Source organism: Methylobacterium indicum, from assembly GCF_001043895.1.
Taxonomy (GTDB): Bacteria; Pseudomonadota; Alphaproteobacteria; order Rhizobiales; family Beijerinckiaceae; genus Methylobacterium; species Methylobacterium indicum.
The window spans coordinates 19552-31453 of record NZ_JTHF01000317.1 but is presented as its reverse complement, the minus strand read 5'-3'; the positions used below and the strand labels follow the sequence as shown (position 1 = coordinate 31453).

General features: G+C 73.3%; 13 protein-coding genes. 7 read left to right on the top strand and 6 right to left on the bottom strand.

Features of this window, described 5'->3' with window-relative positions; translation table 11 throughout:
- The coding region (locus QR78_RS28710) for an extracellular catalytic domain type 1 short-chain-length polyhydroxyalkanoate depolymerase (RefSeq protein WP_048431029.1) at positions 1-554 on the top strand (554 nt) is incomplete at its 5' end.
- Between the two features lie 51 nt (positions 555-605).
- Here the strand turns inward: QR78_RS28710 and QR78_RS28705 are convergent.
- From QR78_RS28705 to QR78_RS28690, 4 genes are all read right to left on the bottom strand, one after another.
- Complete coding sequence (locus QR78_RS28705; RefSeq protein WP_244278502.1) at positions 606-2423, bottom strand: ABC transporter permease; 1818 nt, start codon at positions 2421-2423, stop codon at positions 606-608.
- A 55-nt stretch (positions 2424-2478) separates the two neighbouring features.
- Positions 2479-3465: an MBL fold metallo-hydrolase gene (locus QR78_RS28700; protein ID WP_082172024.1), complete on the bottom strand. Its 987-nt coding sequence runs from the start codon at positions 3463-3465 to the stop codon at positions 2479-2481.
- Between the two features lie 256 nt (positions 3466-3721).
- A complete protein-coding gene (locus tag QR78_RS28695) occupies positions 3722-4744 on the bottom strand; it encodes an extracellular solute-binding protein (protein ID WP_420865539.1) in 1023 nt (340 codons plus the stop codon).
- 132 nt (positions 4745-4876) lie between these two features.
- Entirely contained in the window at positions 4877-5944 is a 1068-nt protein-coding gene (locus QR78_RS28690; protein WP_048431027.1) for an ABC transporter ATP-binding protein, read from the bottom strand.
- A gap of 244 nt (positions 5945-6188) precedes the next feature.
- Between QR78_RS28690 and QR78_RS36315 the strand changes: the two genes are divergently transcribed.
- Positions 6189-6611, top strand: coding sequence for a hypothetical protein (locus QR78_RS36315; RefSeq protein ID WP_048431026.1), 423 nt, complete (start codon positions 6189-6191; stop codon positions 6609-6611).
- A 10-nt stretch (positions 6612-6621) separates the two neighbouring features.
- On the opposite strand, the gene QR78_RS28680 is transcribed toward QR78_RS36315, so the two are convergent.
- Both QR78_RS28680 and QR78_RS28675 read right to left on the bottom strand, forming a co-directional pair.
- Entirely contained in the window at positions 6622-7005 is a 384-nt protein-coding gene (locus QR78_RS28680; protein WP_048431025.1) for a hypothetical protein, read from the bottom strand.
- A 49-nt stretch (positions 7006-7054) separates the two neighbouring features.
- Positions 7055-7261: a hypothetical protein gene (locus QR78_RS28675; RefSeq protein WP_125901249.1), complete on the bottom strand. Its 207-nt coding sequence runs from the start codon at positions 7259-7261 to the stop codon at positions 7055-7057.
- A gap of 234 nt (positions 7262-7495) precedes the next feature.
- Between QR78_RS28675 and QR78_RS28670 the strand changes: the two genes are divergently transcribed.
- The 5 genes from QR78_RS28670 to lipA all read left to right on the top strand — a co-directional run bounded on the left by QR78_RS28670 (position 7496) and on the right by lipA (position 11899).
- Positions 7496-9226 (top strand): ArnT family glycosyltransferase, encoded by a 1731-nt coding sequence (locus tag QR78_RS28670; protein WP_048431023.1) that lies wholly within the window; start codon positions 7496-7498, stop codon positions 9224-9226.
- Between the two features lie 38 nt (positions 9227-9264).
- Complete coding sequence (locus tag QR78_RS28665; protein ID WP_048431033.1) at positions 9265-10008, top strand: glycosyltransferase; 744 nt, start codon at positions 9265-9267, stop codon at positions 10006-10008.
- 4 nt (positions 10009-10012) lie between these two features.
- Positions 10013-10339, top strand: coding sequence for a lipid-A-disaccharide synthase N-terminal domain-containing protein (locus QR78_RS28660; RefSeq protein WP_048431022.1), 327 nt, complete (start codon positions 10013-10015; stop codon positions 10337-10339).
- A 156-nt stretch (positions 10340-10495) separates the two neighbouring features.
- A complete protein-coding gene (locus QR78_RS28655; protein WP_048431021.1) occupies positions 10496-10783 on the top strand; it encodes a GlsB/YeaQ/YmgE family stress response membrane protein in 288 nt (95 codons plus the stop codon).
- Between the two features lie 153 nt (positions 10784-10936).
- Positions 10937-11899, top strand: coding sequence for a lipoyl synthase (gene lipA / locus QR78_RS28650; RefSeq protein ID WP_048431020.1), 963 nt, complete (start codon positions 10937-10939; stop codon positions 11897-11899).
- Positions 11900-11902 lie beyond the last annotated feature (3 nt).

Below are 11902 nucleotides of genomic sequence, written 5' to 3'. Positions count from 1 at the left end.
TCGCCGGCATCGCCCGGGAGGTCGTGGCGGAATTCGGGGCCGACCCGGCCCGGGTCTACGTCGCCGGGCTCTCGGCCGGCGGGGCGGCGGCGGCGATCCTGGCCTCGGCCTATCCGGACGTGTTCGCGGCGGCCGGCATCCATTCGGGGCTCGCCTGCGGGGCGGCCCGGGACCTGCCCTCGGCGCTCGCCGCGATGGGCCAGGGCGGTACGGCGCCCAAGCGGGCGGGCGGGAGCGTGCCGACCATCGTCTTCCACGGCGACGGCGACCGCACGGTGCACCCCCTCAACGGCGAGCGGGTGGCCGCCCAGGCGCTGCCGGGTCCGGGCCTGACCGAGACCGTGACGCGGGGGGAATCACCCGGCGGCATCGCCTGGACCCGCAGCGTCCATGCGGATGCGGCCGGCCGGGGGATCGTCGAGAAGTGGGTGCTGCATGGGGCCGGCCATGCCTGGTCCGGCGGCAGCCCGGACGGCTCCTACACCGAGCCGCGGGGGCCGGATGCCAGCGCGGAGATGCTGCGGTTCTTCCGCGGGCACGCCCGGGCGGGCTGAGCCGTTGTCCCTTCGCGCCTTCGAGCGGACTCGTTCGAAGGCGCAGGGGTCTCATGCCTCGGGAGACGCCTTCGGGGTCGAGACCCGCAGGAGCAGCGCCACCGGCAGGAGCCCGACCGCGACAATGAGCAGGGCGGCGACCGCGCCGTCCTCGTAGGTGCCCCGGGCGGCCTCGCCGTAGAGATGGGTCGCCAGGGTCTCGACGTTGAGCGGGCGCAGGATCAGGGTCGCGGGCAGCTCCTTGACGCAGTCGACGAAGACCAGGAGCGCGCCGCCGAGGAGCGCCGGCCAGGTCAGCGGCAGGTGGACCCGCGCCAGGGCGCCGACCGGGCCGCGGCCGAGGATGCGGGCGGCGTCGCCGAGCGAGCGCGGCACCCGGGCGAGGCCGGCCTCGCTGCTGCCGGCGGTGACCGCGAGGAAGCGCACCGCGTAGGCGTAGACCAGGGCCGCCCCGGTGCCGAGGCCCATCGCGGCGAGCGGCGCGCCGGTGAGCGCCCGGCTCGCGCCGTCGAGGGCCCCGTCGAGGGCGGCGAGCGGCGGCAGCAGGCCGATCGCCAGGATCGCGCCGGGGATCGCGTAGCCGAAGGTGGCGCAGCGCAGGAGCGCCTCGCGCCAGCGCCCGCCGAGAAGCCGGGGCCCCGCCGCCACGACGAGGCCGAGGACGGTGGCGACCGCCGTCGCGAGGGCGGCATAGACCAGGGTGTTGACGCTCTCCGACAGGATCGCCCCGGACAGGCCGGCACGATGCAGCCGCCGGGACGCCTCGACCGCGAGGTAGCTCGCCGGCGCCAGGAAGCCGAGGGCGACCGGCACGAGGCCGAGAGCGAGCGCCGCGAGGGCCGCAGGGCCGGAGAGCGGCGTGCGGCTCATCCGGCGCGGGCGCTGGGCCGCCCCGGCATAGCCGCGCCCGCGCCGGGCCCGGCGCTCGACCGCGATCAGGCCGAGGCAGGCGGCGAGCATCACCAGCGCCAGGCCGGCGGCGCCGGGCAGGTCGGAGCGGTTGACCCAGGTGTCGTAGATCGAGACCGTGAGGGTGCGCACCCCCAAGAACTCCGCCGCCCCGATGTCGTTGAGGGCCTCGAGAAGCGCGAGGCTGGCGCCGAGCGCGATGGCCGGGCGGGCGAGGGGCAGGGCGACCCGCAGGAACACGGCGGCCGGCCCGGCCCCGAGGCTGCGCCCGGCCTCGACCAGCGTCGCCGACTGCATCAGGAACAGCGCCCGGGTCGGCAGGTAGACGTAGGGGTAGAGCACGAAGCCGAGGAGCAGGATGCAACCGGGCAGGGAGCGCAGGTCCGGTAAAATCAGGTCGCGCGGACGGGCATAGCCGAGGAGCGCCCGGATCGCGCTCTGTACCGGGCCGACCGGATGCAGGAGGTCGAGATAGGCATAGGCCGCGATGTAGGTGGGGACGGCGAGCGGCAGCAGCAGCGCCCAGTCGAGGAGGCGCCGCCCCGGAAAGTCGTAGGCGGCGACGAGCCAGGCCGCCCCGGTGCCGACCGCCACCACGACGAGTCCGACCCCGGCGAGCAGCAGGGCGGTGTCGCGCAAAGCCGGGGGCAGCACGTAGGCGAGGAGGTGCGGCCACAGCCCGCCCGAGCCCTGCAGCGCCTCGATCCCGAGTGCCGCCACCGGCGCCAGGACCAGGAGGGCGGTGAGGCCGGCGGCGAGCGTCCAGGCCAGGAGCCAGAGGCGCCGCGCCGGCCCGGCCGCGACCGGCCGGCGGCGCCCGGACGACGGGAGAGCCGGCGCGAGGGCCGCCTGCTCCACGGGGGTGCCGCGCTCCGCGAGGCCGCGCCCCGGGCGAGGAGCCCGCCGCAGCGGGGCCACGCCGTCGAGCCCCTGCTCCATCACGCCCTCGCGATCCGTCACGAGAGGCCCCGGCCGACGGACATCGGGGCAACGGCCGGCGCGACGGCGTGCGGCATCAGAGCTCCATCAGGTCGCGGCCGACGACGATCTCGCCCTTGAAGTGCGGCCGCACCGCCTCGAGCCAGACCTCGTCCTTGATGAACGGATAGCCGCCGGGCACGAAGTGCGAGAGGACCAGCGTCTTCACGCCGGCCTCGGTCGCCACGCGCCCGACCTCCTCGGTGGTGGTGTGGCTCGCGATCAGGTGCTCGCGCAGCGTCCTGGCGTTGGGCTCGGTGGCGATCAGCTTCTCGAGCTCGGGCAGGTACATGACCTCGTGCACGAGGACGTCGGCGCCCTTGGCCAGCGCGATCAGGTTCGGCGAGTAGCGGGTGTCGCCCGAGATCACGATCGACCGGTCGGGGCAGTCGAAGCGGAAGGCGAAGGCCGGCTCGACCGGCGGGTGCTGGACCAGGGCCGCCGTCACCGTGACGCGCTCGTCGCGCATCACCGGGCCCGGCCCGGCGATCTCGTGGGGCACGATCAGGTCGGCCAGCGCCGGGCGCCCCTCGTCGGCCATGCGGGTCTTGATGTCGTCGTCGTTCAGGTCGAGGAACTGGCGCGTCATCCGGGCGAGGGGCGGCGGCCCGTAGGTGTCGACCCGGTGGGCGAGGTCGGTCGCCCAGGCGAGCAGCAGCACGTTGCCGTAATCGGCGTTGTGGTCCGAATGCTGGTGGGTGAGGAACACCGAATCGAGCGAGCCGAGCTTGAGCTTCGCCAGCACCATCTGCCGGCCGGTCCCGTTGCCGGCATCGATCAGGTAGGTGTGCCCGTCGACCACGATGGCCTGGGCCGGCGCAGCGCGGTTGGGCTTCGGCGTCGGGCCGCCGGCCGTCCCGAGCAGGATCAGCCGCGAGCGGCGCGGGGCGGGGGCGGGCGTCTGCGCCGCGGCGCCCGTCGCGGCGCCCGTCGCGGCGAGGCCGGCCGCCAGGGCGGCGGTGCCGCCCAGCAGCGTCCGTCGGGTCGGGTGGCGGAGGTCGTCGGGCACGGCGGTGTCGGGCATGGAGGTTCGTCCAGGCGGGAGCGGCGGCTTTCGGCCCCGCTCGTCCAGGAACCCGCCGGTTCCGTCAAGGCAGGGAGCGGCAACGGAAGACCGGGGGAGGGCCCGGGATCACCCCCGGCGCCGTCGGCGGGAGCCTGTCCGGTCGAATGTTCGAGACGAGAAGAGCACAGGGTTTTCTCCTCTCCCCGCCCGCGGGGAGAGGAGGCGTCCCGAGCTTCGTCGTTCTCCGCCCCGCCTGACGGGGACGGATCGCGGATCAGCGATCGAAGCCGACCTTGTCGACGAGCAGGCTCGCCGCCTTGCGGTTGCGGGCGATCTCGGCGAGCGGGGTCGCATCGACCTTCAGGGTCCCGAGGGCGGCCAGCAGCGGATCGACGGCGACGCCGGGCTTCACCGGGTACTCGTAATCGGCCTTGGCATAGAGCGCCTGCGCCTCGTCGGAGGTGAGGTATTCGAGGAGCTTGACGGCATTGTCGCGGTGCGGGGCGTTCTTCGCCACCACGGCGCCCGAGACGTTGACGTGGGTGCCGCCGCCCTGGAACGTCGGCAGCACCACCTGGATGCCCTCGCCCCACTTCTGCTGCTCGGGGCCGCCGCGGCCGCTGCGCATCAGGCCGACATAGTAGGAGTTGCCGAGCCCGATGTCGCAGAGGTCGGCGACGATGTCGCGGGCGACGTCGCGGTCGCCGCCGGCCGCCTTGCGGGCGAGGTTGTCCTTGAGTCCGCGCAGCCAGGCCTCGGTCTTGGCCTCGCCGTGCTTGACCAGATAGGCGGCGATCAGCGCGGTGTTGTAGGGATGCTGGCCCGAGCGCAGGCAGACCTTGCCCTTCCATTTCGGATCGGCGAGGTCCTCGTAGGTCAGCCCGGCGAGGTCGCGCAGGTCCGGATCGGCATAGGCCACCCGGGCACGGGTCGAGAGGGCGAACCAGCGGCCCTCCGGGTCGCGCAAGGCGGCGGGGATCGCCGCCTCCAGCACGGGGGAGCGCACCGGCTGGGCGAGGTCGCGGTCGACGAGCTCGATCAGGTTGCCGATATCGACCGTCATCATCACGTCGGCGGCGGAGCGGGCGCCCTCGGCCGCGACGCGCTCGGTCAGGCCCTTGTCCACGAACACCGTGTTGACCGTGACGCCGCTCGCCTTGGTGAAGGCGTCCAGCAACGGGCGGATCAGGCCGGGCTCGCGGGTGGTGTAGAGGTTGACCTCGCGGGCGCCCTCCGGGGCGCCTTGCGCGCGGGCGGGGCCCGCGAGGGCGACGAGACCGAGGAGGCCGAGCGCGATACGTGACAGGGACAAGGGGCGTCTCCCGAAGGTGGCGCCTCCTAGAGAAGCAATCCCGAAACAAAAGCAAGCGCGATAGATTTTAGTTGTTTCAATGTAAGCCTGCTCGACCCGGCGCGCAAGTCTTGTGGGCTACGCAGCTTCCTCGTCGGGCAGGACCAGCACGGCGTCGGGCACCAGCGTCACCCCGACGGCGTCGCCCGGACCGTAGGGCCCCGGCCCGGGCAGGCGGGCGCGCAGGGGCAGGGACAGACCCGGCAGGCCGAGATGGAGCACGCTCGCCGCCCCCAGGAAGGTGCGGCGCAGGACCTGGGCGGGAAGGCCGTCCCCCGGCGCCCCGACCCGCAGGGCCTCGGGCCGCAGGCAGACCCGGACCGGGGCGCCCTCCGGCAGGTGGGGAGCGGGCACCGCGCCGAGCGGCGTGCCGGCCCGGCCCCCGGCGATCCGGGTCGGGATCTCGGCGGCGTCGGCGAGGAAGCGGGCGGCGAACAGGCTCTCGGGGCGGCGGTAGAGCGCCTCGCCGGTGGCGACCTGGACGATGCGGCCGCGGCGCATGAGCGCGATGCGGGTCGCCACCGCCAGCGCCTCCTCGGGATCGTGCGTCACCATCAGGGCGGTGGTGCCGGTGCGGCGCAGGAGCGCCACCGTGTCCTCCCGCACCCGGTCGCGCATCCGCCGGTCGAGGTTGGAGAACGGCTCGTCGAGGAGCAGCAGCCGCGGTCCCGGGGCGAGGGCCCGCACCAGGGCCACCCGCTGCTGCTCGCCGCCGGACAGGGTCTGGGGATAGGCGCCGGCATGGGCCGCGAGGCCGACCTGCTCCAGGAGCTCGTCGGCCGCCTCGCGGGCCGCCGGCGGCTGGCCCTTGAGGCCGAAGCGGATGTTCTCCCGCACGGTGAGGTGGGGGAAGAGGGCGTAATCCTGGAACATCAGCCCGACGCCGCGCGCCTCGGGCGGCACGCTCGCGCCCGGCCCGGCGACGAGGCGCCCGTCGAGCCGCACCGTGCCGGCCTGCGGCGCCTCGAGCCCGGCCACAACCCGCAGGAGGGTGCTCTTGCCGCAGCCGGAATCGCCCAGCAGCGCCATCACCTCGCCGGGGCGCACGGTGAGCGAGACGCCGGCGAGGGCCTGCACCCGGCCGAAGCGGCAGGCCAGCTCCTCCACCGCCAGGGCGGCCGGGCGCGACGGGGCCGGTTCGGTCATGCGGGCGATCCTCGTGCGCCAGGGAGGGGAGAAGGGAGAAGCGTCGGCGCTCATACACGCGCCGGCCGCGCCGGGCGAGGGCGCGGGCGAAGGGGGGGAGGACGGCGAGGACGCGGGCGCCTGCACCGATCCGGCACGGGACGATCGCGCTCAGGGTCAATCGGACGTTAAGCGGAATCGTCGAATCCTCCGCATCGCCGCGGCCTCGACGAGTCGGCGGCGCGTCGCGAAGGGTATGTTGCGTATGCGTAACCTGTCGGGCCAGGACAGCGCCCCCGAGGGAGGGCGGGCCTTCGAAGGAGGCAAGGTGGTGGCGTTCCGGCGCCGGGAGCGCCCCGCGCCGGTGGATCACGAATTCGCGCCGAGCCCCCGGGTCGCCGCCGCGCGGCGCGACCAGCGCAGCCTGATGGACACGGTCTACGAGGCCGGCAGCCTGCCGGTGGCGGCCGGCGACCGCGAGACCAAGCTCCTGGCCTCGCGCCTGCTCGTCTACGGCTTCCTCGCCATCGACGAGGTCGGCGAGGACGGCGCCACCCGCCGCCTGCGCCCCTCCGAGGCGGTGCGCGCCGGCCGCGAGCGCCCCTGGCGCCTGTCGCGGGCCTCGCGCGGGGTCAGCCTGTCGGTGCCGATCCCGGCGGTGGACGGGTTCCTGTTCGAGATGGCGTGACGGCAGGCCGTCAGCCGCCTGCGCTCTTCGAGCCGAAATAGAACCCGATCGCCGAGCCGACGAGGCCGACGATCGGCGTGAAGATGAGTGCGACGGTCGCGCTCATCAGCGCGAACGCGTCCTTGGCGTCGCTGCAGGCCTTGGCCGCGTAGCAGGTCAGCGCGAGATAGCACCCGACCGCGAGGACGCAGACCACCGCGAGCCCCAGCATCGCGAGCAGGACGTAGGTGATCCTGACCCGGGCCTTTTCCTGATCGCGGCCGGGATCGTAGTTGCCCTGGATCGAGGTCGCGACTCCGACGGTCGGGGAACCGACGGCAGGGGAATCGTCGCCGATGGTCTTGAGAACGATCGGCGTTGCGCCGCGATCAGCCTGTTCGGAGATGTCCGGCACCGCCAGGAAGGGTGAGCGTGTACGAAAACGGCCACGCCGCTGCCGGAACCTACTTGCTGAAGATCACTCGCGCGTAGGTCTTGTCCGGCCGCTCGATCAAGACCTTGTCGTGAATTCCGACATTGTCCGCAATCAGCTTGTCCGTCGCGATCGCCTGCTGCAAGGCCGTGTTCGCGTCGACCCCCCGCCGCCGCGCCAGATCCTTGAGAGCGTCGAAGGCAGATTTCGACAGCTCGGCCTGGACTGTGATCGTCACCTCGGAATCGGAGTTCGGCCCGTCGGACACAGCATCACCTCAAGGGAGTAGCGTTGAGCGTATCACGCCGCCTCCGTCGGAACCAGAACCCGGGTCGGGGCGGCGTCCTCGCCGCGATGGCGCACCCCGCCGGTGCAGGCCCGCCGCCCCACCCGCGCAAATTGACTTTCCGGACCGGATCACCGACACGGGCGCCCGCCGCAGGCGGCGGGATGTCCGGTTCGGAGCCATGCATTGACGAGCCTTGCCGCCGGGCGCCGCCCCGGCCGCGCCGCCTCCGTGGGTCTTCTCGCGGAGCGCCTCATCGATCTCGGGGCGCGCAGCCACGGGGCGGCCTGCGCGCTGCTCGTCGTCCTGTCCCTGATCTGCTTCCTGCCGGGATTCGCCTCGCTCCAGCCGATGGACCGGGACGAGCCGCGCTTCGCCCAGGCCTCGAAGCAGATGCTCGAATCGGGCGAGTTCGTCGACATCCGCTTCCAGGGCGAGGCCCGTCACAAGAAGCCGGTCGGGATCTACTGGGCCCAGAGCGCGGTCGTCGCGGCGGGCGAGGCGCTGGGCGTGCCGGGCGCCCGCACGGCGATCTGGCTCTACCGCATCCCCTCGCTGATCGGCGCGGTCGCCACGGTGCTGCTCAGCTACTGGGCCGCGCTCGCCTTCCTGCCGCGGCGCCAGGCCTTCCTCGCCGCCGCTCTGGTCGGGGCCGCCGTGATGCTCTCGGCCGAGGCGCGGCTCGCCAAGACCGACGCGCTGCTCACCGCCTGCGCGGTCGCCGCCATGGGGGCGCTCGCCCGGGCGTGGCTGACCCGCGCCGCCGCAATCCGGCTGCCGCAGGCCCCGCTGCCGATGCCGACGGTGCTGACCTTCTGGCTGGCGGTGGCGCTCGGCATCCTGATCAAGGGGCCGATGGTCCCGCTCTTTGCCGGGCTCGCGGCGCTCTGCCTGTCGATCGTCGTCCGCTCCGGCGCCTGGCTCAAGCGCCTGCGGCCGGGCCTCGGCCTGGTCCTGGTGCTGGTCCTCGTCGCGCCCTGGTTCGTCGCCATCACGCTGAAGAGCGGCGGCGCCTTCTACGGCGAGGCGGTGGGCCATGACATGCTGGGCAAGGTCGGCACCGCCCAGACCCAGCACTGGGCGCCGCCGGGCACCTATCTCCTCGTCATCTTCGCCACCTTCTGGCCCGCCGCCGCCTTCGCCGCGATGGCGATCCCCTTCGCCTGGACCAACCGGCGCGAGGACGGCGTCGCCTTCCTGGTCGCCTGGGTGCTGCCGTCCTGGCTGGTCTTCGAGGCGGTGCCGACCAAGCTGCCGCATTACGTGCTGCCGCTCTGCACGGCCCTCGCCATCCTCGCCGTGATGGCGGTCGCCCGCGGGGCGGTCCACCGCGACCGGCCGGGGGCGCGGCTCGTGGCGCTCTTGGTGCCGTTCATCCCGGCCGGCCTCACGATCGGCCTCTGCCTCGCCGCCTGGCGCCTCGACGGGGTGATCCCCTGGGCGGGGCTGCCGCTGCTCCTCGCCGCCAGCGCCGTCGCGTTCCTCGCCTGGCGCGCCTTCGCGGACGGGTTCCCCGAGCGCGCGCTCGCCGTCGCGGTGCTGGCGAGCCTGCTCCTGAGCCCGGCGGTGTTCGGGCTGACCCAGCCGGCGCTCGCCGCCCTCAAGGTCTCGCCGCGGCTCGCCGCGATCAGCGACGCGCTGCCGTGCCGAAACCCGAAGGTCGGCACCCTCGGCTACCGCGAGCCGAGCCTGGTCTTCCTGATCGGCACCGACCTCGCCATGCTCGATTCCGGCGAGGAGGCCGCCGCCTTCCTGCGCCAGGGCGGCTGCCGCCTCGTCTACGTCGAGGATCGCTTCGCCAAGGCGTTCGCGGACGCGGAGGGCGCGACCCCGCCGCACCCGGTCGGCCGCGTGACGGGCTTCAACATCAATGGCGGCAAGCCGGTCGGCCTGTCGGCCTACGCGGTGACGCCGTGACCCAGACGGAGAGCGACAAGGCCATGCCGGATCAGGCCATGCGGGAGCAGGAGGCGATCCGCCTCAGCGTGGTGGTGCCGGTGAAGAACGAGGCCGGCAACATCGCGCCGCTCCTCGCCGAGATCGCGACGGCCTGCGCGCCCTTGAGCCCGTTCGAGATCGTCTACGTCGACGACGGGTCGACCGACGCCACCCCGGCGGCCCTGGCGGAGGCGCGGGCGCGGCACCCGGAGTTGCGGGTGGTGCGCCACCGCGAGAGCTGCGGCCAGAGCGCGGCGGTGCGCAGCGGCGTGCTCGCGGCTCGCGGCGAGCTCGTCGCGACGCTGGACGGCGACGGCCAGAACGACCCGGCCTTCATCCCGGCGCTCGCCGCGGCGCTGATCGCGGCCGGGCCGGGGGCGGGGCTGGCGCAGGGCCAGCGCGTCGGCCGCAAGGACGGCCGGCGCAAGATGATCCAGTCGCGCATCGCCAACGGCGTGCGCGGCCGCATCCTCAAGGACGCGACGCGCGACACCGGCTGCGGCCTCAAGGTCTTCCGCCGGGCGGTGTACCTGCGCCTGCCGTATTTCGACGCGCTGCACCGCTTCATGCCGGCCCTCGTCGCCCGCGAGGGATTTTCCGTCGTCCACGGCGACGTGGTCGACCGGCCCCGGCTCACCGGGCACTCGAATTACGGCCTGTTCGACCGGCTCTGGGTCGGCATCCTCGACCTCGCCGGGGTATGGTGGCTGATCCGCCGCCGGCGCCGGGTGCCGCAGGTCGTGACGGGCGAGACGGAGTAGGGCGATGGTCGCCGACATCATGCACGGGCTCAGCGCCTATTTCTGGTCGCTGTTCACCGGCCCGGTCGACCTCGTGCTGCTCGTCGGCCTCGTCGGGCAGGGGCTGTTCACCGCTCGCTTCCTCGTCCAGTGGATCGCCAGCGAGAAGGCGGGGCGCAGCGTCATCCCGCTCTCGTTCTGGTTCCTGTCGCTCGGCGGCTCGGCGGTGCTGCTCGGCTACGCGCTCTACCGGCGCGACCCGGTCTTCATCCTCGGCCAGAGCCTCGGCACGGTGATCTACCTGCGCAACCTCGCGCTCCTGTTCCGCGAGCGGAAGGCCGAGGGGCGATAGGGGCCCGGCGCGCGGCTCTCCGGCGGGCGAAGCCCGGCCGCCGGCGTTCCGCACCGTCAGATTTCGCATCCCCCGCCCGGCCCGGCCTGGTGCAACCCGGCCGCGCCACCCCATCTATGCCCGGGCCGCGAACCGGCGGCGAGACAGGGGAACAGCATGGACGGTCACGTGTACGGAGCGCTCGGGCAGCCGGGCGTCGGCTTCCTGATGGCCATCGTCATCGGCGCGCTGGCGGGCTGGCTGGCGGAGCGCTTCATGAATTCGAGCATGGGCCTGCTCGGCAACATCGTGCTCGGCATCATCGGCGGCCTCGTCGGCAACTTCCTGGCGGCGCAGTTCCACATTCCGATCTTCGGGTTCTGGCGCAACCTCTTTTCGGCCACGATCGGCGCGGTGATCATCATCGCGGTGGTGCGGGCGGTCCGGGGCGAACGGCGCTACTGACCGTCCCGAAACCGTGGCGCCTTCGGCGCGACGGCAGGCCCGGGATGGCGCGCCGCGCGGCGGCGCGTCACGCCCCATTTGCCCCGGCGGCCCGGACATCTTAAGTCAGGACCGCGCCGCGAAGGGTTCGCGACCGCTTCCCGCCCGGATCCCATGGCCGTCGTCCTCGACCTCCTGCGCAACGACCAGCGCCCCCGTCACCCGGAGAAGGCGCACCGGCCCGACCAGCCGATCCTGCGCAAGCCGGACTGGATCCGCGTCAAGGCGCCGGGCTCGCCGAAATGGGCCGAGACCCAGGCCATCGTGCGCGAGAACAAGCTCGTCACGGTGTGCGAGGAGGCGGGCTGCCCCAATATCGGCGAGTGCTGGGAGAAGAAGCACGCCACCTTCATGATCATGGGGGATACCTGCACCCGGGCCTGCGCGTTCTGCAACGTGCGCACGGGGATGCCGGATGCCCTCGATGCCGCCGAGCCCGAGCGGGTGGCGGAGGCCGTGGCCAAGCTCGGCCTGCACCACGTCGTCATCACCTCAGTCGACCGCGACGACCTCAAGGACGGCGGCGCCTCGCATTTCGCCGCCGTCATCGCGGCGATCCGGCGCTCGAGCCCCTCGACCACCGTCGAGATCCTGACCCCCGACTTCCTGCGCAAGGACGGCGCGCTCGAGATCGTGGTGGCGGCCCGCCCCGACGTGTTCAACCACAACCTCGAGACCGTGCCGTCGAAGTACCTGACGGTGCGCCCCGGCGCCCGCTACTTCCACTCGATCCGCCTGCTGCAGCGGGTCAAGGAGCTCGACGCCACCATCTTCACCAAGTCGGGAATCATGGTGGGGTTGGGCGAGGAGCGCAACGAGGTGCTCCAGCTGATGGACGACCTGCGCTCGGCCGAGGTCGACTTCCTGACCATCGGCCAATATCTGCAACCGACGAAGAAGCACCACCCGGTCCTGTCCTTCGTGACGCCGGACGCGTTCAAGGCCTACGAGACCACCGCCTACGCCAAGGGCTTCCTGCTCGTCTCGGCGACGCCGCTCACCCGTTCCTCCCACCATGCCGGCGAGGATTTCGCCCGGCTCAAGCAGGCCCGGCTCGACCGGCTGGGGACCCTCTGACCC